The 23226-nt window shown below is 60.5% G+C and carries 12 protein-coding genes and 2 pseudogenes; 9 read left to right on the top strand and 5 right to left on the bottom strand.

Annotated features, from left to right (window positions below):
• Window positions 1–22 precede the first annotated feature (22 nt).
• Genes gspK through GH656_RS00995 form a run of 4 tightly spaced genes read left to right on the top strand, consistent with a single transcriptional unit; the run spans window position 23 to window position 3956 of the window.
• Window positions 23–1141: a type II secretion system minor pseudopilin GspK gene (gene gspK / locus GH656_RS01010; RefSeq protein WP_153076503.1), complete on the top strand. Its 1119-nt coding sequence runs from the start codon at window positions 23–25 to the stop codon at window positions 1139–1141.
• A 54-nt stretch (window positions 1142–1195) separates the two neighbouring features.
• Window positions 1196–2638 (top strand): type II secretion system protein GspL, encoded by a 1443-nt coding sequence (gene gspL / locus GH656_RS01005; protein WP_153074179.1) that lies wholly within the window; start codon window positions 1196–1198, stop codon window positions 2636–2638.
• A complete protein-coding gene (gspM, locus tag GH656_RS01000; RefSeq protein WP_153074178.1) occupies window positions 2635–3147 on the top strand; it encodes a type II secretion system protein GspM in 513 nt (170 codons plus the stop codon). The genes gspL and gspM overlap by 4 nt, the downstream gene beginning before the upstream one ends.
• Window positions 3148–3176: 29 nt before the next feature.
• The gene (locus GH656_RS00995) at window positions 3177–3956 is read left to right on the top strand and encodes a type II secretion system protein N (protein WP_153074177.1); all 780 of its coding nucleotides are present in this window, start codon (window positions 3177–3179) and stop codon (window positions 3954–3956) included.
• 227 nt (window positions 3957–4183) lie between these two features.
• On the opposite strand, the pseudogene GH656_RS00990 reads toward GH656_RS00995, so the two are convergent.
• Window positions 4184–5767, bottom strand: a pseudogene (locus GH656_RS00990) (efflux transporter outer membrane subunit); the annotation flags it as partial.
• Between the two features lie 342 nt (window positions 5768–6109).
• Window positions 6110–6982: a pirin family protein gene (locus GH656_RS00985; RefSeq protein WP_153074176.1), complete on the bottom strand. Its 873-nt coding sequence runs from the start codon at window positions 6980–6982 to the stop codon at window positions 6110–6112.
• Between the two features lie 274 nt (window positions 6983–7256).
• Between GH656_RS00985 and GH656_RS00980 the strand changes: the two genes are divergently transcribed.
• Window positions 7257–8060 carry a hypothetical protein gene (locus GH656_RS00980; protein WP_153074175.1) on the top strand — a complete coding sequence of 268 codons (804 nt, stop codon included), beginning with the start codon at window positions 7257–7259 and terminating at the stop codon, window positions 8058–8060.
• 316 nt (window positions 8061–8376) lie between these two features.
• Window positions 8377–9975: a DHA2 family efflux MFS transporter permease subunit gene (locus tag GH656_RS00975; RefSeq protein WP_246184173.1), complete on the top strand. Its 1599-nt coding sequence runs from the start codon at window positions 8377–8379 to the stop codon at window positions 9973–9975.
• A 223-nt stretch (window positions 9976–10198) separates the two neighbouring features.
• Here the strand turns inward: GH656_RS00975 and GH656_RS00965 are convergent, their stop codons facing one another.
• Window positions 10199–10642 carry a hypothetical protein gene (locus GH656_RS00965; protein WP_246184172.1) on the bottom strand — a complete coding sequence of 148 codons (444 nt, stop codon included), beginning with the start codon at window positions 10640–10642 and terminating at the stop codon, window positions 10199–10201.
• A 345-nt stretch (window positions 10643–10987) separates the two neighbouring features.
• Between GH656_RS00965 and GH656_RS00960 the strand changes: the two genes are divergently transcribed.
• Window positions 10988–12535, top strand: coding sequence for a dienelactone hydrolase family protein (locus GH656_RS00960; RefSeq protein ID WP_246184171.1), 1548 nt, complete (start codon window positions 10988–10990; stop codon window positions 12533–12535).
• Between the two features lie 55 nt (window positions 12536–12590).
• Here GH656_RS00960 and GH656_RS00955 read toward each other — a convergent pair whose 3' ends face one another.
• Together GH656_RS00955 and GH656_RS00950 are read right to left on the bottom strand one after the other, a co-directional pair.
• A complete protein-coding gene (locus tag GH656_RS00955; RefSeq protein ID WP_153074174.1) occupies window positions 12591–12845 on the bottom strand; it encodes an AbrB/MazE/SpoVT family DNA-binding domain-containing protein in 255 nt (84 codons plus the stop codon).
• A gap of 89 nt (window positions 12846–12934) precedes the next feature.
• Window positions 12935–13168, bottom strand: a pseudogene (locus tag GH656_RS00950) (IS5/IS1182 family transposase); the annotation flags it as partial.
• A gap of 193 nt (window positions 13169–13361) precedes the next feature.
• Here GH656_RS00950 and GH656_RS00945 point away from each other — a divergent pair.
• Window positions 13362–22703, top strand: coding sequence for a hemagglutinin repeat-containing protein (locus tag GH656_RS00945; RefSeq protein WP_153074173.1), 9342 nt, complete (start codon window positions 13362–13364; stop codon window positions 22701–22703).
• Window positions 22703–23173, top strand: a complete 471-nt coding sequence (locus GH656_RS00940; protein WP_153074172.1) for a hypothetical protein — start codon at window positions 22703–22705, stop codon at window positions 23171–23173. The genes GH656_RS00945 and GH656_RS00940 overlap by 1 nt, the downstream gene beginning before the upstream one ends.
• Window positions 23174–23226: the final 53 nt, after the last annotated feature.

Genomic DNA, 23226 nt, shown 5'->3' with positions numbered 1-23226 from the left:
GGGCTCGACCAAGGGCTCGGCCATGGCGGCCACCACCACGGCCACCACCATCACATTCCGCCCAAACCCGCGCCGCTCGCGTGGCGTGGCGATTATCAGCGCGCTGCTGGTGGTGGCGCTGTCCGCCATTCTCGTGTCGGGGATGTTGTGGCGGCAGCAGGTGCAGATTCGCCGGATCGAGAATCAGCGGTTGCTGGCCCAGGCGCAGTGGGTGGCGCGCGGTGCGTTGGACTGGACCCGGTTGATCCTGCGCTCGGAAGGCGATACCTCGGCAGGCATCACTTACCTCGGTGGCGTGTGGGGTGTGCCGATTGCGAAAACCCGTCTGTCGGATTTTCTCGGGCAGATTGGCGATGTGCGGGCCGAGCAAGGCGCGGCGACGTATTTATCCGGCTCGATTGAAGATGCCCAAGCCAAGTTCAATTTGCGCAATCTGGTGTCGAATGCCGGGCCAGGCATGCTGCAGCTCAATATGGAGCAGGTGCTGGCGTTTCAGCGTTTGCTGGGCTTGCTCGGGATTGATGGTCAGTTAGCGAAGAAAACCGCGCTGCAACTGCGGGCGGGCCTTGCGCAGTCGGCGACGCGGTTTCAGACGCAAACTTCTCCGTCTGGCACGCCAACGGCTGTGACGCCGCCGCAAGAGGGCGGAGTGATCGGCGGGAGTAATTTCACCGACGCGCCTGGTTTGTCCGATAGCGATGACAACGCGAGCGTCGCGCCGTTGCAAATGACCAGCGTGGATTCGCTGCTGGATGTGCCGGGCTTCACGGTGGAGGAGGTGGCGCGTTTGCGCGCATTCGTCACGGTGCTGCCCACACCAACGGCGCTCAACATGAATACCGCCAAGCCCGAGGTGATCGCCGCCGTGGTGCCGGGCATGAACTTGTCGAGCGCACAGGCCTTTACCGCACGCCGCGAGACGGTGTTTTTTCATAACATCAGCGACGTGCAACTGGCATTGCGCGGTGCGGGCGTGCAGCAGCCCACCGTGGCGCTTGATCTGCTTGACGTCAATACGTCTTACTTTCTGATCCACGGGGATGTGCAGCACGAACGGGCGCAAGTAAGCCGGACCACGCTGCTGTACCGCGATGCGCAAACCCACACCACGCGCATCGTGTGGGTGCGTGACCAGACCTGAATCTGAACCTGAACCTGAATGTTCGAATAACGCTTTATCTGGAGAGAGTGGCCCTTGAGCACGCTGATCGTTCTATTGCCGCCGCGTGATCCGGCGGTGCCCTCACAGGAATGGCAACTGCCGGACCTGCCGTTTTTGTTGCTCGACAAAGCGGGCCGCACGCAGCGTGCGGGCCGCTCGTCGCTGGCTTTGCTGCCGCGTGCTTCCACGACGATCTTGATGATCGCGGCACGTGACCTGCTGATGCTGGCGGCGACGGTGCCGCCGCTGAAAGGCCCCCGGTTGCGCCAGGCGCTGCCGAACATTGTCGAAGACCAACTGATCCAGGACCCGCAAACCTGCCACATCGCGCTAGACCCCGAGCCATTAGGCGGCGGGCGCAAGCTGCTGGCGGTGATTGACCGGGGCTGGTTCCGCTTTATCTGCGAGAGCTTCGCCGCGGCAGGCCAGCGCAATCTGCGGGCCGTGCCGGTGATGCGCTGTTTGCCGCAAGCGACGGCTGTGCTGGCTGAAGCGCAGGCGCTGGCCGCGCAGGCGGAAGCCGCAAACGCCGCGCTGGCAGCGGCCAAGGTTGATGCAGAGGTAAACGTAGAGACAAACGCAAACGCTGATGCCGATCCGGCCGCAACCAGCAGCGCGCTGCCCGCTGTCGCTCCAGCGACGCCGATGGTGGCGGCGGTGCTGGGCATGGTGGTGCCCACTGCACCTGCGTTGCTGGGCGAAGCGGTGCCAGAGGCCAGCGTGCCGTGCGTTGAACTGGCGCTGGTGCGCGGGCTGTATGGCGAAGGCCTGGCGCTGCCTGCGGCGGCGGTCGCGCCGACGCTGCGCACGCTCGCGGGCGAAGCCCCAGTCAAGCTCTACCGGCTGAGTGACATGCCTGGCGAGACGCAGCGGGCGTCATCGACGGCTCGTCCTACGGTTGCGGCATTGTTCCCCGGCGCGCAGCCGCTGACCTTCGAAACTCTCGCGCGGCGTGCCTGTGATTGCCGCTTCGATCTGTGCCAGTTTGAGTTTTCGGTGCAGCCATGGCGGCTGGATCGCGCGCTGTTGCGGCGCTTGCGCGTGCCGGTGATGCTGGCGGTGGCGAGCGTGGTGATCGCGCTGATCGGGGCGAACGTGCAATGGCTGATGCTGGCACGCCAGCGTGATGCGATTCACGCGCAGATGACCGAGCTGCTGTTCAATGCCTTCCCCAAAACCACGGTAGTGCTCGATGCACCCGATCAAATGTCGCGGCAGTTGCAGCAACTGCGGGTGGCGGCGGGTGAGCTTTCGCCGGACGATTTTCTGTCGCTGGCCGATGGCCTCGCGCGCTCGCTTGGGCCGGTGCCGGTGAACGGCATCGCCGCGCTCGATTATCACGATCACCGGCTTGAAGTGAGCTTCAAGCCTCAAATCAAAGTTGATCCCGATCTGGGCCAGCGCCTGGCGCGTAACGGGCTGACTGGCGCGATTGATAGCAGCACTGGCAAATGGACCATCAGGAGCGGCCAATGAAAACCGAATTGCTTGAAACATGGTCTGGCTTTTGGGAAGCCCGCACGTCACGCGAAAAAGCGCTGCTGACATGGGGTGCCATTGCGCTTGGCGTGGTGCTGGCGTGGTCCGTGCTGTGGGCTCCGGCGCAAGAAGGCCGGACGCGTTTGCGCGAAACTTTGCCGGGATTGCAGCGGCAACTGGCGCAAATGAATGCGCAGGCCAACGATGCGCGTGCGCTGTCGGCGGCGAGCCAAAGCATTGCGCCGACCGGCGGGGCACTGAAGGATGCGCTGAGCGCCTCTTTGAATGAGCGTGGCTTCGCGCCAGTCCAGGTGCAATTGATGGGCAGTGCGGTGCAGGTGCAAATGAAAAACGCGTCGTTTCCAGCCTGGATCACCTGGCTTGATGAGGTGCGCCGCCAGTTCAAGGTGCAGGTTTCCGAGGCGCATTTCACGGCGCTTAAGGACGACGGCCAGGTTGATTTGAGCGTGGTGCTGCAACCGGCTAGCGCCTCAGGCTCCCGTTGATGGCCTCTGGCGACAGGACAGGATTTTTTATGACTTTCTGGATGCGGCGCGTGCGCGCTGCCCTACCGTGGGTGCTGGTCGGCGTGCTGTCGAGCGGGGCGACGCTGATAGCGTTGTTACCCGCAGCATGGATCGCGCCGATGTTTGCCAAGGCGACTAACGGCCACATCAATCTGGCCGATCCATCGGGCTCGCTCTGGCGTGGTTCGGCCACCCTGATGCTGGCGGCGGGGACGGACGCCAGCGGCGCGACGGTGCTGCCTGGACGGATCGAATGGCAGACTGCGTTCTGGCCACTCTTCACCGGCCGAGTGCGGATGCAGATGCGGCAAACGGATGCGATGCCGGATGCCGTGCGGGTCGATGCGCAACTGCGGGGCGCGACGCTGAGCGCGGGCGGGATCGGGGTGCCAGCGGCGCTGCTGGCGGGTCTGGGTGCGCCGTTCAACACCCTCGATCTGCAAGGCGATGTGCGGTTGAGCTGGACCGATTGGCGCAGTTTTGGCTCAGAGGCGTTTGGCCAGTTGGTCATCACGCTCAACGAGATGAGCTCGCGGGTTTCGCGGGTCAAGCCGCTGGGTTCTTACCGGGTGGTGTTCCAGGCGGAAGGCGCGGGCGCGACGCTCGATCTTTCAACCACTAAAGGCCCGTTGATGCTGAGCGGCCATGGCACGCTGCGTGAAGGCGCGGTGTCGTTTCAGGGCTCCGCTAGCTCTGCGGCTGAAGCCCGTGAGAACCTTGCCGGGCTGTTGAACTTGTTGGGCCGGCCGAATGGGCCGGATTCGGTGGCGCTGGTTTTCGCGCGCTAGGTTGGGCGTGGGTTTCAGCGTTTAACGCTAGCGGCAGGGGTGGGGCAGGAGCGAGGGGCTTATAGCGCGTTTGTTGTTGCTGTTTTTGATGGGGTGGCTGTGGTCGAAGTTGCTGGGGTTGCCGCCGCGCTTGAAGAGCTTGAAGTACCCGAAGTACCCGAAGTACCCGAAACACCCGAAACACCCGAAACACCCGAAACACCCGAAACACCCGAAACACCCGAAACACCCGAAACACCCGAAACACCCGAAACACCCGAAACACCCGAAACACCCGAAGCACCCGAAGCACCCGAAGCACCCGAAGCACCCGACGCCGCCTCAGGCGCAGCCATCGCGCCAGTTTCCTGATTCATCTGCGCGGTATCCCAGCCGCCGCCTAGCGCTTTCACCAATCCCACCGACGACACCATGCGCTGCCCCGCCAGCGTTGCCAGTTTCTGCTCGGCATTGAACGCTGTGGTTTGCGCGCTCAGCACGCTCAGATAGTCGACGATGCCCGACTGATACTGGTTAGTGACGATCGCCAGCGCTTGCCGCGCCGATGTCACGGCCTGCTGTTGCACCGCGATTTCCCGCGCAAGAATGCGTTGCGATGCGAGGTTGTCTTCGACGTCCTGAAATGCTGTCAGCACCGTTTGCCGGTATAGCGCCACCTCTTGATCGTAGGCAGCTCGCGCTGCTTCGGTCTGGGCTTGGCGTAGCCCCGCATCGAAGAGCGTTGCCGCCAGTTGCGGCCCGAGCGTCCAGAAGCGCGCCGGGGCGGTGAAGAGCTGCGACATCACCGAACTCTGGAAGCCGCCGTTCGCCGAAAGTGTCAGTGAGGGGAAAAACGCGGCGATGGCGATGCCGATCTGTTCGTTGGCGGCGGCGGCTTTGCGTTCCGCTGAGGCGATATCGGGCCGGCGCTCAAGCAGGGCGGACGGCATTTGCAGTGGCACCGCAGGCGGCGTGGCGTCCAGCGGCATCGGCGCTAGCGAAAAAACCGAGGCAGGTTCGCCGATCAGCACCGCAATCGCATGCTCGTTTTGCGCTCGGGCCACGCCGTTGTCGATGGCCGCCGCCTGGGCCGATTGCAGCTGGGTTTGCGCCTGAATCACATCCGCTCGCGCTGCGACGCCCTGGGCGTAACGGTTTTGTGTCAGATCCAGTGAGCGCTGATAGGCCTGAACGGTGTCGTCGAGCAGTTTTTGTGTGGCGTCGAGCGCGCGCAACGAAAAATACGTCTGCGCCAGCGTGGCCTGCGCAGACAGCCGGGCATTCGCCAGATCAGCCGCCGCGCCTTGCTGTCCCGCCTGTTGCGCGGCGACCGCGCGGCTGACTTTGCCCCACAGATCAGGCTCCCAAGTCGCATCAAGTGTCAGATTGGCGCTATTGCCGATGCTTCCCGAACCCGCACTGCTCCCACTACTTCCGCTGCCGGAGAGCGAGCTGCTACGGTTGCGTGAGCCGCTGGCCGTTGCCCCAATCACCGGGAAATACGCGGCGCGGGCCTCGCCAACTAGCGCACGGGCCTGACGATAGGCGGCGGCGAACTGGGCAATGGTCTGGTTCGAGGCGTTAAGCCGTTCTTCGAGCGCGTTCAGTTGCGCGTCTTGATAGATCAGCCACCATGCGCCCCGGTCGTGCTGGTCGGCGGGTTGAGCCAGCTTCCAGCCGTCGGCGGCTTCTTTGTATGACGCCGGAATCTCCGCCATGGGCCGTTTGTAGTCCGGCCCCACGGCGCAGCCCGTGAGCAATGCGGCCAAGGCTATGGCCAAAGTGGCGTTGCGGCTCAGTGGACGCGGGCAAAGGCGAGATTCGGACGGCATGCGGTGAATTCCTGTTGATTCGGTGTGCTGGCGTGGCGGCGTGTCGCGCGCGGCAGGGCCGGGGCCAGGCCGGTAATGCGGCTGAAACATGGGCCACCGCGATGGCGCGTGGCTGCGGCATGGTAGCTCAGCCATGCCGTAGCCACGTATAGGGAGCGTATAGGGCACGCAAAAGCGACAGGGTAATGCGGCAGGGTGTGGAGGGGATTACGGAGGGTTCGCGCGGCGTTACGTGAGATTACGGTGCGGGGTAGATGCAATCGCGGAGCACCTCATAAAAAACAAGAAAGGGCGGCAGCGCTAACCCGGCTGCCGCCCTTTCAGATGCAATTCATGCGCCACTTACTCGGTAGCGAAGCGCCCTTCGCGGTAATCACGATAGGCATCGCTGATCTGCTCAGGCGTGTTCATCACGAATGGGCCACGTGCCACGACGGGTTCGTGCAGCGGCTGGCCAGCCACTAGCAGCAGTTCGGTGGGCTCGTCGCCAGCCTTGAGCCGCACGTCGGAGCTGTGGTGCGCAGCATCGCGTGTGAGCCAGCCCAACTGGTTTGCCGCGACACGCTGGGCCTGATCGGCACCGGCCTCCAGTGCTCCTTTCATGACATACACGAAGCCGTTGTAATCGGCGGGGATGGTTTCCGTTAGCGTCGTGCCTGGTGCCATCCGGATCAGCAGCATTTTTACCGGCGTGTAGTTCATGGTGCCGGACTGGACCTCGTTCGAAGCCCCCGAATACACCCGGATTTCGACACCTGGTTCATGCCGCACGGGCACTTTGTCAGCCGTCAGATCCTGATAGCGCGGCGGCACCATCTTGCTCGCGGCGGGCAGGTTGACCCACAGTTGCAGGCTATGCACCACGCTATCGGCGGCGGGCACTTCGTTGTGGATGATGCCGCTACCCGCGGTCATCCACTGCGCGTCACCCGGGCGAATCGAGCCCTGGTTGCCATGGCTGTCCTGGTGATCGAGCTGGCCGTCGATGATGAAGGTCACGGTTTCGAGGCCGCGATGAGGATGCAGCTCGAACACGCCACGTGGAAACCAGTCTTCCATCATCAGGATGAATGGATCAATCGCCGCCCAGTCGCCAGGGCGAATCAGCTCACGCGCGCGATGAGTGTGATTCATGCCGGGTTGCACGGACGGGCTCGACAGGCGGGCGATGCCGCGATGGAAGGTTTGAACGCTGGCTGGCTGGATGGGATTCATGGTGCGTGCTCCTTTCTGTTCTTTCTGGTTGGGCTGCTGCGCTTTACCTGTTTGACGTGCATGAAGCGCACGCAGACGCAGCGCGGCGAACGGTCTGTACCAGATGCGGACGTTAAACGAGTGCAACAGCCCAGCGTGGTGAAACACAGTGTTCCAGAAATGGAACGTGTGCCGGTGACTGAGCGCTGGGCTGTTCGGATGGAACGTTTGTCAGAGCGAGGTTACTTAGATTGGCAATATTTATAAATAATATCTTGAGAGGAATTAACCGAAAATGCTCACTAATCAATTTGTAAAATCATCTTCTGTTAATGGCAAGACATTGAATGAGGGAAGTCAGGATCTTGAAACGGCATCTCCAGAAATAGCGGGGAAGCCTTGTGCTATTGTCGAAACCGATAATCCTTCTGCGACTCATGCGCAGCAGCGGTTTTCGATGAATAATGTTCGATTTGATCATGCGGAAATCGAGAGAGGCATTGATTTACGTATGCTCGCAGCTTATCAAAGGGCTGAGATTTTAAATGGAATTAACAATGATATTTTTAAATCTATTCAAACTTTAAAAGATCTGATAACGAATTTTGATGTTTCGAATCGGTCTGTCAATTCTAAAAATTTAGAGGGGGCTATAGATTGTTTTTTCATGGCGGGAATTTCTATGGAGCAGAGAAAATTTGGCGATGAGGAATTTTTATTTGATTATGAATCACGTCCGGAAAAATTAAGAGAAAGCTCATTCTTTGCGAATTTTAATAAACATATTTCGAAGAAAAAAGAATATGCTTCGGCTTTGACGCAGTTGCTTGAAGCTGATGGAAAAATAAGTAAACTATTTAATGATAAAGCATTGTTAACGCCGATGCTCTACGAGTTTTGGACTAAATTTAATAGTTCCCCTGAAATGAATTCCGTACATCTTATTAAGGCTACTTTTGCTGAGATGAAAGAGTTTGATAAGCGGCTCGATTTTTTGGCGGAGTCTAAATCTCAAGTTTTCTCTAAAGATGATTTTCCAGCTGTAGATAATCTGTTGAGTTACAGTAAGGCAATGATTGATAAATATCTAAATAAATAAATTATGCTCTCCAGTAAGGGCGCATTTCAAGAGTCAATCGTCGTACTGGCATTGAGATTTTGCTAGATCTATTTGAAAGCAACTCCGTAGGGGCGTGCGGCTGATGATTAAATAAAGAGTGTGTTCTAGCTACTTTATTTCTGGCCGCCGCCCCCGCTTTTCCCGCCGCCTTAACGCTTTTACTCCTTGGCCTCAGGCATACCTCAAATCATCCGCCGGTAGGCAAGCAGACAAGCTAGGTAAGTCTGCTGAAAGCAGTGCTCTTCATAATCGCGGCCGTGGCGTATTCCGCTTAACAAACAAATAAAGAGAAGGGATGAACATGGCTGTCACGGTTTCCGCTGGTGCAGCATCCGGTGATCCTTCCCCACCCGCAACCACGTCTGCCGCTGCACCCGCGCCGCTAAGCGGCGGCGCGCTGGCGTTGCTGACCATCGGTCTGGCGCTGGGCACCTTCATGGAAGTGCTCGATACGTCGATCGCCAATGTCGCGGTGCCGACCATTTCTGGCAGCCTGGGTGTGGCGACCAGCGAAGGCACGTGGGTGATTTCGTCGTATTCGGTGGCGTCCGCGATTGCCGTGCCGTTGACCGGCTGGCTGGCGCGCCGGGTGGGCGAGGTGCGCTTGTTCACGCTATCGGTGGTGCTGTTCACGCTGGCTTCGGCGCTATGTGGCTTCGCGCAGAACTTCGAAGCGCTGATCGCGTTCCGGCTGGTTCAGGGGCTGGTCTCAGGCCCGATGGTGCCGTTGTCGCAAACCATCCTGATGCGTTCCTATCCGCCTGAAAAACGTGGCCTTGCGCTGGGCCTGTGGGCGATGACGGTGATTGTCGCGCCGATTTTCGGGCCGGTGATGGGGGGCTGGATTACGGACAACTACACCTGGCCGTGGATCTTCTATATCAACGTACCGATTGGCCTGTTTTCTGGGGCCTGCGCCTTTTTTCTGCTGCGCGGACGCGAAACGAAAACGTCGCGGCAGCGCATCGACGCGATTGGCCTCGCGCTGTTGGTGATCGGCGTGTCGTGCCTGCAAATGATGCTCGACCTCGGCAAGGATCACGACTGGTTCAATTCCGGTTTTATCGTCACGCTGGCGCTGATCGCGCTAATCGCGCTGACGTTCATGCTGGTGTGGGAGATGACCGAGAAAGATCCGGTGATTGATCTCTCGCTCTTCAAGGACCGGAATTTCGCGCTTGGCGCAGTGATTACTTCGTTTGGCTTTATGGCGTTTTTTGGCTCGGTGGTGATTTTTCCGCTCTGGCTGCAAACCGTGATGGGTTATACCGCGGGTCTTGCCGGACTGGCGACCGCGCCCGTGGGTTTGCTGGCGCTGGTGCTGGCACCGCTGCTCGGCCGCAACCTGCACCGGCTGAACTTGCGCATGGTGGCCAGCTTCGCTTTCCTTGTGTTTGCGTTTGTCTCGTTCTGGAATTCGACGTTCACGCTGGACGTGCCGTTCGATCACGTGATCTGGCCGCGCATCGTGCAAGGCATTGGCGTCGCCTGCTTTTTTGTGCCGATGACCACGATCACGCTTTCCAGTGTTGCCGATGAGCGTCTTGCCAGCGCCTCGGGGCTGTCGAATTTCCTGCGCACGTTATCGGGCGCGATTGGCACTGCCGTGAGCACGACGTACTGGGAAAATCACGCGGTTTATCACCATGCGGTGCTGGCGGAGTCTGTCAGTAACGCTTCGCAGAACACAGCCGCGTATAGCGACGCGCTGGCAAGCCTGGGTATCAGTGGCCTGGGCGCGACGGCGCAACTGAACCAGGTGGTGACGCAGCAGGCGTACATGATGGCAACCAACGATTTTTTCCGGATGTCGTGCGTGGGTTTTCTGCTGCTGGCGTTGCTGGTGTGGATCACCCGCCCGTCTAAAGGCGCTCGCGCGTCGATGGGGCATTGAACCTGAACCGGGGCCTGAACCGGAGCCTGAACCTGAACCTGAACCTGAACCTGAACCTGAACCTGAACCGGAGCCGGAGCCGGAGCCGGAGCCGGGGCCGGGTGCTGTGCGGGTGCTGGCGGCTGTGAGCTGTTGTGATGAGCCGCCATGAGTCACGCTGAACTGATGTAGCAACGGCCTCGGGCTGTGCCTGGTCTGGCCGGTTGTTTTTACCGAGCGGTTCTTACCGGATCGTTGAGGCGGGTAGCGCGGCTTCAGGGGCGGCCGGAGCGGGAGCCTGATTTGACATGCCGCGCACGAACGCTTTGAAATCAGCGCCTGCTTGCCACGGGTTAGGGCGGCACCCTAGCGTGCTGTCGCAGTGAGCGGCGAAATCCAGCGTGGCGGAGCCATCCGGGTTGGGGCTGCGGGTGATCTGGTAAGCCAGCGCGCGTTTGCCGCCATCTGGGGCGGCGGTTTGAATCAGTGAGTCGTTGGAGATTTCGACGGGATAGCGCGAGTGCTGTGTGATCCAGGTTTGTGCCCGGCCCCACCACTCGGTGCATTCGGCCGGGTTCGCGCAGGTTAATGGCGCGCTGGCAATCTGCATGACGTCGGGATCAAGCTGGCCGCGTGTGGAGCAGCTAGCGGCGAGGATGCATAACAGCGGTAGAAAGTACTTCTTCATGATTGCGTGCCTCCTTGAGGGTGGGGTGAAGCTCTGTGCCGCGCGTTCCGGGTGGCGGGACGCGCAGAGCCCACATGCAGGTTGGACTGCTGCCAGGGCGAGGTTGTTGCAACGGAATTGGCGGGCCATGCTGGGCGCTGGCCCACGGGTTCTCCTTGATTGTGCCGAGCCGGATTGCCGTGCGAGGATCGCCTCCAGCCAGCCGGGAGCATGCGCTTGCACCGCGGGAAAGCGTGTCCTGTCAGCCATCAGCGCTGGTTTCATCCGGTGTTTTCCTCTGTTTGTGCTTTGGCCGTGCCATGGTGCTATCGGGCCGTCGGCCGTTTTAACGCGGGAATGCAGTACATGATGTTCAGTCAAGCGCTCACGGGGTGCCGGGTAATGTGTGCAGCAGTGTTGCTGGCTGTGCCGTGCGCTCACGCTGTTGCGGTGGTGCCTGCGGTGGTGGTTTCGCCAACGCAAACGCCAACGCAAACGCCAACGCAAACGCCAACGCCAACGCCAACGCCAACGCCAACGCCAACGCAAACGCCAACGCAAACGCCAACGCAAACGCCAACGCAAACGCCAACGCCAACGCCAACGCAAACGCAAACGCAAACGCAAACGCAAACGCAAACGCAAACGCAAACGCAAACGCAAACGCAAACGCAAACGCAAACGCAGCCGGGCCCGCTGGCGCGGGCCGAGGTACCGCGTCTCGCGCTCAATGACGATGCCTGGCTGCCCACGGCATCGCTCAATGCTCAGGTGATCCGCATCCCCACCGATGCAGCAGATGTCACCGATGCCGCCGATGCATCAGGCCAGATCACACTCGAAGCCACGCTGTACAAACCCGATGGTCCAGGGCCGTTCCCATTGATGGTGTTTAACCACGGCAAGATCGCGGGCAATCCGCGTTTGCAGCCGCGCAGCGAGCCGCTTACGTTTGCTCGTGAATTCGTGCGCCGGGGTTATGCGGTGATCGCGCCTGACCGCCGTGGCTTTGCCCACTCTGGGGGGGAATATCAGCAAGACGGGTGCGATGTCGCCAGAAATGGCCTCGGGCAGGCCGCTGATGTGGCCGCGACGGTGCGCTTCATGGCGCAGCAGCCTTACGTGGATGCGCAACATATCGCGGTGGCGGGCACCTCGCATGGTGGTCTGGCGACGATTGCCTATGGCGAGCTGGCGGCACCCGGCGTGCGGGCATTGCTGAATTTCGCCGGAGGGCTGCGTCAGGATGCGTGCCGCCACTGGCAGGACAACTTGGTGGACGCTTTCGGCCGTTATGGCGCAGCGGCTCGTGTGCCGTCGCTGTGGCTGTATGGCGAGAACGATTTGGTCTGGCCTGCGGAGCTGGTGACGCGAATGTATGTTGCGTTTGCCGGCCAGGGTGGGCCGGCGGCGGTGCGGGTCGATATTGGCCGCTACAAGAACGACGCGCACCGGCTGGCGGGCGACCGCGATGGTGTGCGTCTCTGGTGGCCACCTGTCGAAGCCTTTCTCGCGCAAGCGGGCATGCCTACACGTGTGCTGTATCGCGTGGCTGATCCCGCGTTGCCGCCGCCCAGCGGCTATGCCCGTCTGGATGCCGTCGATGCGGTGCCGTTTCTCGATGACGCGGGCCGCGCGGGCTACCGCAACTTTTTGCGCCAGTATCCAAGCCGCGCGTTCGCGGTGTCGGATGCTGGCGCGTGGTCATGGGCCGAGGGTGGCGATGATCCGATGGCGGTGGCCGTCAAGAATTGCGAGCAGCAAAACGCGGGCGCTTGCCGCCTGTATGCGGTGAATGACGCGGTGGTCTGGAACCAGGATCAGGATTCGCGCAATAGCGTGGTGGCTGCCCCAGCCGATAACAAGCGCGGTTCGGGTCCCGTTGAGAGGCACGCGTTCGCTGGCCGGGAATAAGCGGCTGCCTGGTTCTGAGCGTTAGTTAGTGCGACGAGCCAAATTTCGCCGCGCACTACCATGCAAGCTCCGCGTCTTCCGTGTTACCAAACTCCCCCATCACCAGCGTGTCGCCTCCTGTCTGCGCAAGCACCTCGCTTGCCTCAGCCCAACCTTCGCGGGCTTTATGACGAGGGCGTCGAAGCACAATCGTGTCGTTTTCCACCTCCATTTCCATTTCCACTTCGTTTTCCAGACCTAATTGAGCAAGAACAGGCTTTGGAATTAACACGCCCTGCGAATTTCCCATTCTGCGAATAGTTGTTTTCATGAGTTCATCGTAATAACCATGTTATGCCGCCGTATGGGCTGGCGTAACCACAATGCTGTTACGGAAACGACTAAGCAACTGTTGCGAAATTAGTTAAACCAGGGCTTGAGGCGGGTCCGGCAAATCAAGGTGCAGGCTAACGAGAGGAAAGCCTCGTGGATATGAGCGTCGTGTTTATAGCGAATTTTCAGGTGTCGAAACGAGTGGAGCGGGGTAATTGAACGCTCGACTGGTCAACGTGTTTTGCCGAGTTCGCTGCCGAGTCTGCTGCCGTGGGGTGCGCCGATTTTTGCGAGCACGGGGGTGATGCTACGTTCGCGCAAGCTCAGGTTATTCCCCCTTCCAAATCGCGCTCTTTTCCTGCTCTAGCGCAGATTCATAAAATGCTCGATAAGCGTAATCTGATTTGTCTAAAAGCGTTGTATTTCGCTCAAAAAAGCGTGTTAACCCAAATCCTCTGATTCATCTGGCGCTAAATTGCCGCTCATTAAAGATTAGTAAAACGAATGAGACCAGATGAAACACAGCAATAAACGACTTCTGTTCAGCCGTCTGAGAGCGAGACATGCCGTGGTTAAAGCGGGCACCACGGCCAACATTCAGCAAACGCAGCAAGTCAGGACGGGCTGTTACGGTGCTACGGCAAACGTGGCGGGCACTTCAGGTGCAGGACATTGGCCAGTCACGTTTGCACTTCGTCCTGCCGCACTGGCTACGCTCGTGCTGCTCGGCACCCTGCCTGTCTGGTCGGGTGCGCAGATTGTTCCGGGTGGGGTGTATTCGCCGTCGGTCGTACAAACGCAAAACGGTTTGCCCCAGGTGAACCTCAACCGGCCTTCGGGTGCCGGGGTGTCGCTGAATACCTATGGCCAGTTCGATGTGCCCCGGCGTGGTGCGATTCTGAACAACTCGCCAGTGGTCGTGCAGACGCAGCAGGCGGGTTTGATCAACGGGAATCCTAACTTCGGGCCTGGCCAGTCTGCGCGGGTCATCGTTAATCAGGTTAACAGCCGTGCGGCGAGCCAGATCAACGGGTATCTCGAAGTGGCGGGGCCGCGTGCCGAAGTCGTGATTGCGAATGGCTCGGGTATTAGCGTGAATGGCGGTGGTTTTATCAATACGTCGCGTGCGATTCTGAGCACTGGCACGCCGAACTTCGCGCCGGATGGCTCGCTTGCGGGTTTTAGCGTGAGCCGCGGCCATATCCGCATCGAGGGTGCCGGGCTGATCGCTGGGGCGACCGATCAGGTCGATCTGATTACGCGCGCCGTGCAGGCAAACGCGGCGATCTACGCTAAAAACCTGAACGTCATCACGGGGGCAAATGCCGTCGATCACGACACGCTCGGTGCAACGGCTATCGCGGGTGATGGCCCGGTGCCGGGTGTTTCGATCGACGTGAGCCAGTTAGGCGGGATGTACGCGAACCGGATCATGCTGGTTGGCAATGAGCATGGCGTTGGGGTGTCTACTCAGGGTGTGCTCGCGGCGCAGGCGGGTGAGTTAACGCTGACCACCGAAGGCAAGCTGGTTCTTGCCGGACAGGCTAATGCCAGCGGCAATCTCAGTCTCTTTGCACGCGAAGGCATCGAGCACAGTGGCACCACCTATGCGCAACAGAATCTCAGCGTCAGCACCGCTGGCACGCTGACAAATAGCGGCATGCTCGCCGCGCGGCAGAACACCGTCATCCATGCAGGCAGCGTGGCATCGACGGGCACGCTTGGCGCTGGTGTAAACAGCGACGGCAGCCTCGCGCACGCTGGTGACCTGGTGATACTAAGCAATGGCATGCTGGGTGCGACCGGCCGCAATGCCGCGGGCGGGAATGCTGCGCTGAATGGCGCGGCGCTCAATCTCGCGGACAGCCGCACCTCGGCCAATGGCACGCTGGCCCTGCGCGCCAGCGGTGGCGATCTGAACCTGTCAGGTGCAACCACGACATCAGGTGGCGCGCTAAACCTGCACGCAGCCGGGACGCTGACGAACGACAACGGGGTGTTGTCCCCGGATGGTGCGCTGGCCATCACAGCGGGTGTACTGGGCAACCGCAACGGCCAGATACGTTCGGGCAGCACGCTTGAAGTTTCAACTACCGATGGCCTGCAGAACCAGGGTGGCACGCTGCAGGCCGCAGGTGCGTTCTCTGTCAATGCCGGTTCACTCGACAACACCGGTGGTCATGTTGCCGCGCTGGGGGCGGATGCGCTGACGCTGGCGATTGGCGGCCTGTTAAACAACGGCACGGGCGGCACGGGTGATGCAAGTGGTACAGGTGGCACAGGCAGCACCACCGGCACCATTGGCGGCAACGGCAATGTGACCGTGCAGGCCGGACAGGTCGTGAACGCTGGTTCGATTACCGCCGTGCAGTCGCTGATTGCCCACGCAGTGCAGACACTGTTCAGCAGCGGCACGCTGGCGGCAAACGGCCATCTCACGCTGAGCGCTGGTTCAACGCTGACAAATACAAACACCATCACGGCCGGTCATCTTGCGACACTGACGGCCGCGACCATCGATAACCGCCACGGCAACCTCAGCGCAGACCAGTTCACGCTGCATACGGTGAACCTCATCAACCACGGCGGCAACCTCACACAAACCGGCACCGGCACAACGACGCTTGATGTCAGCGGCACACTCGACAACACATCCGGCACGCTCCAGAGCAACAGCGACAACTTCGCGCTCAATGCTGCGGCGCTGGTCAACGACGGCGGCAGGTTAAGCAGTGCTGGCACCGGCACGCTGTCAGTCACCACAGGCACCCTGTCAAACAACCGCGGCACGCTGGCAACGAATGGCGCACTCGACATCCACGCAGACGCGGTATCGAATCGCGGCGGCAAGCTGGCCGCACAGCGTCACATAACGCTTGATACGGGCTCGCTAGACAACCGCGCGGGCGGCTATGCCGGTGCACGAAATGTGGTACTAACAAGTACAGGCATCCTGAACAATACAGGTGGCACGATCCAGGCGGACGGCACGCTGTCGGTCACCGCACAGTCGCTCGCCAACGATGGCGGCACCCTCTCGAACAGCGGCACCGGCATCACCACTGTCACCGCCAGCGGCGCAATAACGAATACCGCCAATGGCCTGATCGGTGGCAACGGCAACGTATCGGTGTCGGGCAACCGCATCAGCAATGCAGGCGGCACGATCACCGCAGGCGGCTCAGCGATGCTGCAGTCCGCCAGCACGCTTGATAACCGCGCAGGCCTGATCCAGGGAAGCGGCACCGTCTCCGTGTCTGCACAGGACGCCATCGACAACACCGGTGGACAGATTGAAGCAGGCGGTGGGTCGTCAACACTGACCCTCACCGCCACAGCCCTCGACAACACAAACGGACGCATTGCCAACACCGGATCAGGTACGACATCGCTCAGCGCGGCCACCATCACGAACAGCAACGCAGGCGGTGTTGCTGGCGCAGGCACCATCGGCGGCAATGGTGACGTGAGCGTGCACGCAGACACGCTGCTGAACACCAGCGGTGCCCAGCTCATATCCGGCCATGACCTGACGCTTGAGATCGCCGAGCTCGCAGACAACACGAACGCCACACTATCCGGCGCGAACAGCGTCACGCTCAACGGCCCCCATGCGCGGCTCATCAATGCAGGCGGCTCGATGCACGGCAACGGCGCGATCACGCTAACCACCGCCACGCTCGACAACACGGCAGGCCGCATCGGCAACGATCAGCGAACTTCATCAGCCAGCGCAGCACATCCAGACAGCGGCCCGGTCTCCATCCACACCGGCACACTGGCAAACCAGAACGGCGCGATTGGCAGCGAACAGGACCTGGCCATCACGGCAAACCAGCTCACCGGCGACGGCCGGATCATCGCCGGGAACGATGGCGCGCTCACACTCAACGGCGACTACACGCTCACTGCCAGCAACCTGATTCAGGCCAACCACAACCTGACCTTCACGACAGCGGGCCGCTTGACGAACCAGGGCACGCTCGGCGCGGTAAACGCGCTCACGCTGAACGCCACGAACCTCGACAACCAGGCAGGCGCACACCTGAACGCGTCGACCACGACGCTCAATGCGCTGAACACGATCACCAACGCAGGCCGCATCGAAGGCGATAGCGTGACGACGAACAGCACCTCGCTGCTCAACACCGCAACGATCATCGGCAACACCATTACGCTGAACGCCAGCCAGTACATCACCAGCAGCGGCACAGCGGCGGCCATCGCGGCGGCATCAACCGTGAACCTGTACACCCCAGGCGCGATTTCGCACACAGGTGGCGCAAACCTCTTCAGTCTGGGCGACATCAACCTCGCCGCAGACAGCACGCGCGATGCAAACGGCGTGCTCATCCATCGCACACATTCGGTGACGAACGACCAGTCCACCATCGAAGCCCAGGGCAGGATCGAGATCGCCACACAGACGCTGACCAACACCCGCCCCGCACCCAGCATCGAAACCGTCACGACCGGTGTGACGACGTCTCACCAGACCAAGCGCGACAAGTACCTCGCCTGCACCACCGGCAACGCCGACAGGGGCTACTGCACCCAGGCGATGTGGGACAACGGCTACCGCCATCCGCTGAATGAAACGTTCAGTAGCACTGATGTCATTACCAAAACCAGCGGCCCGAACGCGGTAGACCGCACACTGGTCGTACAGCGCAACGGCCAGCCACTGACGATCTACTACAACACGCTCACCCCCAACGCTGACGGCACGCTCAGCGTCAGCTACTGGGACGGCTACGACCCGCACATCAACTACGACCCCGGAACCGAATACGCGTCACACAACGACGCACACAAGGGCTACCAGCGTGTAGAAATCGCCCGCGACACGACCACCACCACCCAGCAGGACAGGGTCACTGGCCCGCAGGCACAGCAGGCGCAGATCATCGCGGGCGGCAAGATGGTGCTCGCCAACGTTGGCACGCTGAACAACCTGCACAGCGCGATGGCCGCAGGCGGTTCAATCCAGATCGGCAGTGCTGACGCGACTGGCGAGGTGGCGAGCGGCAGTTACGGCGGCACGCTGGTCAACAACACCGGCCAGACGCTGTACCAGCACCAGAAGCAGGACATCGTTTCGACCTACGCCTGGAACGAGAACATCGCACGTGACCGTGGTCCGGTGGTACAGCCATCGGTGGTGCTCACGCCTGTTGCTATTGGCGGTACGGGTGGCACGATCATCGCCAACCACGCTGTAAAAATCAGCGCGACTGATATCAGCAACACAAACGTGACGGCCACCAGTTCAGCCACCGGCGCGACCGGTGGCACGCTGGGGGCGAATGGCGTCGTGGGCGGCATCAGCGGCACAGGTACGCAGACGGTTGATCTGGCCACCGGGCAGACACAGACGGTGAATGCACCGCAATCCATCGCCGGACCTGGCGGCGCACTGACGATCACCCTGCCATCGAGCGGGCTGTACACCGTTAACTCCGCCCCCAGCGCGTCATATCTGGTCATTACTGACCCCCGCCTTACGCGCTACGCAAACTTCATTTCCAGCGACTACATGCTGGGAGCACTCGGGCTCGACCCGTCTAAAACCATCAAGCGTCTGGGCGATGGCGTGTACGAAGCCCGGCAGGTGCGCAACCAGATCACCCAGCTCACCGGCCGGGTTTATCTCCAGGGCTACACCAGCCACGAGGACGAATACCGCGCGCTGATGAACAGCGGCGTGCGTGTTGCGCAGGCATTCAACCTGCAACCCGGCCTTGCGTTAAGCGCCGCGCAGATGGCAGCGCTCACCAGCGATATTGTCTGGCTGGTGAACCAGACGGTGACGCTGCCCGATGGCACGACGCAGACGGTGCTCGCACCGGTGGTGTATCTGGCGCAAACGCACGCGAATGACCTGCAGCCGGCCGGAGCGCTAATCGCCGCCGATGATGTGGAGATCCGCGCCACGGGCAGTGCGATGAACGCTGGCGTCATCAAGGGCGGCACGCAGACAGTTATCGCCGCGACTAACATCCTGAACCGGGGTGGAGCAATCAGCAGCAGCATGGACACCGGCACGACCATGGTTTCCGCGACGCATGACGTGGTGAACGCGTCAGGCCGCATCACGGGCAACCGCGTCGCGGTGCTCGCCGGACATGACATCGTGAACACGACGCTGGTGGATACGGTGGGCATCCATTCGAGCGCAGGCCACAGCCAAGTCAACCAGAGCCTGCCCGGCGCACAGGGCACGATGGCTGCGACGGGGGACCTGCTGGTGATGGCAGGCCATGACCTTGCGGTTCACGGTGCGGGCATCGCTGCAGGCGGCAACGCGCAGATCACAGCGGGCCACGACATCACGGTGGATACCGTGCAGTCGGACACATCACAGTCGCTGGGAAAGCATGCCGACCATCACTGGGAAGCCTCCAGCACGATGCACCAGACCAGCGCCCTCACTTCAGGCGGAAGCCTCGCATTACAGAGTGGCAACGACACGGCGCTCAATGGCGCGACGCTCAACGCAGGTGGCGACCTGGCCGCCATCGCCGGTGGCAACCTGAGCGCAACGAACGTCACGAACACCACGACCTATAACAACATCGCCACCGACGACAAAACCCGTCAGCAAACCGACCGCCGCTACGACGAACAGACCATCGGGACGAACATCCGCGCAGGCGGCAACGCAACACTCGCGGCCGTGAGCACCGCCCCCGGCAAAGGCAACGTCACGCTCACCGGTTCTTCATTGGCAGCAGGCAGCGGCGCAGCAACTATTGCCGCCACGGGCGACGTCTACATCAGCGAAGCCCGCGAACAGCACAACGCCGACTCCGCCACCGCCTCACGACGCGGCAGCCTCATCAACGGCTCCAGTACCCGCGAGCAGCACGCCTCACAGACCAGCCTCGGCGTAGCCAGCACCGTCTCGGGCGAGGCCGTCGCGCTTCGGGCCGGACACGATCTCACCCTCCAGGGCAGCCAGGTCGCAGGCACTAACGACGTCACACTCGCCGCCCAGGGCAACGTGAACCTCACCACCGCACAGGACACATACGCCACACAGAACGGCTACCGCAAACACGAATACGGCTTCCTCTCCGGGCTCAATCCGCTGAACCAGCTTGATGGCGGGCTCCAGGGCTATTCGATCGGCACACGCAAGACGACCCAGACCCAGCAGGACACCCAGGTTTTGCACACCGGCAGCACGGCCGGTTCGCTCAACGGCAACCTGACCCTCATCGCAGGCAACCAGCTACACCTCACCGGCAGCACCCTGCATGCCGGCCAGGACGTGAATCTCGCTGGCCAGCGCGTGACGCTCGACGCCACGCACAACACCACCACGCACAAGCAGCAGCACACGTTCAGCCAGACCGGGATTACCGCAGGCCTCAGCAGCCCCGTGCTCGCCGCCGCCCAGACCGCGAACCAGATGCGCCACGACGTCCAGCAAAGCCGGAATAGCGCAGGGAACGACACCCGCCTCACCGCGCTGGCCGCCGCGACAACCGGCCTCGCGGGCAAGAACGCCTACGACGCTATCGCAAGCAACCCCGCCCAGGCAGGCGGCATTGGCCTGAACCTCTCGCTCGGTACCAGCCACAGTCACAGCAATACCTCGGAGTCCTTAAACACCGCAGTAGGCAACACCGTCAGCGCAGGCCACGGCGTGCGCATCGTTTCGGGCAGTGACCTCGACATAAGCGCCAGCGAGATCACCGCCCGCCGCGATGCGCTGCTGCACGCACAAGGCGCGATTAACCTCCAGGCCGCGCAGAACACCAGCCGCACGCGTAACGACAACAGCGCGTCAAGCGGCAGCATCGGCGTCACCCTCGGCCTCGGGCAGAGCAACGGCATCTCGTTCCAGGCCGGGGTATCCGGCACCCAAGGCCACGGCAACAGCAGCGCGGCAAGCTGGACCCCCACCCACGTCAACGCGGGCAATACGCTCACGCTGCACTCCGGTGGCGACACCACGCTCAGCGGCGCGAGTGCGGCCGGCCAGCGCGTTATCGCAGATGTCGGCGGCAACCTCAATCTCCACAGCGTGCAGGACACCCGGCACGACGACGCGAAACAGACCAGCGGCGGGATCTCGGTGAGCGTATGCGTGCCCCCCATCTGCTACGGCACATCGAGCGTATCGGGCAACTTCAGCCAGAACCGGCTCAACAGTGACTACGCGAGTGTGGCTGAGCAGAGCGGAATCAAGGCAGGCGAAGGCGGGTTTCAGATTCAGGTTGGGGGTAATACGGATCTCCGGGGGGCGTATATCGCGGGCAGTGCGGATACTGCAAAAAACACGCTCACGACGGCCACGCTCACGCACTCCGATATCCAGAACCATGCGGAATACCACGGCTCGTCGGTCGGGCTGAGTGGCGGCTATGGTGGCAATGGCGGCAATGGCGGCAATGGCGGCGATATCGGCAAAACCCAGCAAGGCACCGCGACCAATGTGAACCCCGTACCCGGCACGACGCTGCCAGACAGCGACGGTGTTTCGCTGGCTCCGCCCATCGTGATGGGGACTTCTGGCGAGGCCGATGCGAGCTCGAAGAGTGCAATTAGTGGGGGCGTGATTCACCTCACTGACGGAGAGAAACAGCAAACGCTAACTGGGCAAACTGCCGGTGAAACCGTGGCCAGCATCAGCCGCGACACCTCGAACACCAGCGGAGCACTGGCCCCGATCTTCGACCGAAACAAAATCGAAGCGGGCTTCGATATCACCAGCCAGTTCGTGAACCAGCTTGGGACGTTTGTTAACAACCGAGCGAAGGAAGCGGATGCCGCCACGACTGCGGCGCATGATCCCAGCCTGAGCGCGGAACAACGCGCACAGGCGCAACAGAAAGCCAGCCAGATCAACGCCGAATGGGGACCTGGCGGTAGCTACCGGCGAGTAATCACCGCGCTGGGCGTCGCGGCAGGCGGTAACGTGACGGGCAGCGCGGGCCAGTTCGCGGTGAACGCCACGGTGAACTACGTCCAGGGCCTGGCGGCCAATGAAGTAAAACGGCTCGCGGATGGCATGCAAAGCGAAAGCGCGCGGGCGGCACTGCATGGCATCGTCGGATGCGCAGGCGCGGCGGCCAGTCGCCAGGGTTGTGGAGCGGGAGCGCTGGGGGCATCGGTGAGTTCGGTGCTGGGCTCGTTGATGGGATCGACGACGGGTATGTCGGCACAGGACCGGCAGGCGCGTGAGAATCTTGTGACGAGTCTGGTAGCTGGAATTGCTACGGTATCCGGAGCAAATGCTGCGACGACGGTGAGTGCTGGACTGACTGAGGTGGAGAATAATCAGGTGGCGCTGCCGCCACCCGGACCGCTGGTGTTTCCATTGGGCTCAGGCCTGCCACCGTTTAAGCTGCCAGGGTATCGCCCGGAGCAGGCGCAAAAAGGTGATGGCGTCATTGCCGATCCGGCGACGCAGCTTGATCCGACGATCATGGCTGGAGCGCTGGTGACGCCAGCAGGATCGAAGCTCATTGAGGAGATTTTTAAGCCAGTTGGTGGCGCAGTTGATGCGATTGCGGGGTTGGTTGATTTTGTTTTTACGCAGGTGGGAAGGGATTCGGGGAAGGAGGCGAATACAGGTAGCGAAATACTTGGCGAAAATGGTGCGCAATTCGCTAGCAAAACAATTTGGAAAGGAGAGGAAAAAGAACGCATTGACGTTGAAAACCCCAATCCCGGACAGCGCCCAGGCCAAATTCATTATCAAGACAACAAGGGTAACAAGTACTTATATGATCCCAGCACAAATTCATTTCCCGGAGCACCGAACTCTGTTAACAAATTGTTGAGTAAATCTGCATTTAATTCAGCTATCAAGAAAGCGCTTAACCAATATCTTGGAGAAAAATAATGGAAATTAATTCCTCAATGAAAAAATTACTACTAGGCAACGAGCCCGATGATTTGCTTTCCTCTTCATTGAAAAAAATAGCTAACTCAGGATTTAAATTTGAAAGCGATTGTTATTTTTTATGTGAGCTAGTGCATAATGCAAAAAATGTTCGCAAGGAAAATTTTCCAGACAACACTGGATACGAGTGTTTTGTAAATTCCATTCATATTGATGATTACGTTGATGAAAATTTACTAAAGCAAGCTATTCTGTTTGTTATCGAAATATTTTCTTCATGGAATAAATTAATATCTGATATAGCATTGGTTGCAATTGTCTGCGTCGATGAGTTAAGCGTTACTGTCAAATTTCACGTCCATCGCTCGAATGAAATCTGGTTAAATCCTAATATCGATAGTTATGAAGATCCTATTTTTTCAGTAAAATCGCTGGAAAATGTGGCGACCGAACTTTCTAAATTTCATTAGATTAAAATAATCAGGTAACGGCATCAGAAATACAGCGGAGTCCTTAAGCGCCG

The organism is Paraburkholderia bonniea (assembly GCF_009455625.1).
GTDB classification, from domain to species: Bacteria; Pseudomonadota; Gammaproteobacteria; order Burkholderiales; family Burkholderiaceae; genus Paraburkholderia; species Paraburkholderia bonniea.
Note: the sequence above shows the minus strand (reverse complement) of the source record. Positions and strands in the feature narration are given on the sequence as shown.

Bases quoted from the DNA above. Each gene is read 5' to 3' on its own strand.
- gspK (WP_153076503.1), top strand. From the start codon at position 23: ATGGCGGCCACCACCACGGCCACCACCATCACATTCCGCCCAAACCCG.
- gspM (WP_153074178.1), top strand. From the start codon at position 2,635: ATGAAAACCGAATTGCTTGAAACATGGTCTGGCTTTTGGGAAGCCCGC.
- GH656_RS00995 (WP_153074177.1), top strand. From the start codon at position 3,177: ATGACTTTCTGGATGCGGCGCGTGCGCGCTGCCCTACCGTGGGTGCTG.
- GH656_RS00985 (WP_153074176.1), bottom strand. From the start codon at position 6,982: ATGAATCCCATCCAGCCAGCCAGCGTTCAAACCTTCCATCGCGGCATC.
- GH656_RS00980 (WP_153074175.1), top strand. From the start codon at position 7,257: ATGCTCACTAATCAATTTGTAAAATCATCTTCTGTTAATGGCAAGACA.
- GH656_RS00975 (WP_246184173.1), top strand. From the start codon at position 8,377: ATGAACATGGCTGTCACGGTTTCCGCTGGTGCAGCATCCGGTGATCCT.
- GH656_RS00965 (WP_246184172.1), bottom strand. From the start codon at position 10,642: ATGAAGAAGTACTTTCTACCGCTGTTATGCATCCTCGCCGCTAGCTGC.
- GH656_RS00960 (WP_246184171.1), top strand. From the start codon at position 10,988: ATGATGTTCAGTCAAGCGCTCACGGGGTGCCGGGTAATGTGTGCAGCA.
- GH656_RS00955 (WP_153074174.1), bottom strand. From the start codon at position 12,845: ATGAAAACAACTATTCGCAGAATGGGAAATTCGCAGGGCGTGTTAATT.
- GH656_RS00945 (WP_153074173.1), top strand. From the start codon at position 13,362: ATGAAACACAGCAATAAACGACTTCTGTTCAGCCGTCTGAGAGCGAGA.
- GH656_RS00940 (WP_153074172.1), top strand. From the start codon at position 22,703: ATGGAAATTAATTCCTCAATGAAAAAATTACTACTAGGCAACGAGCCC.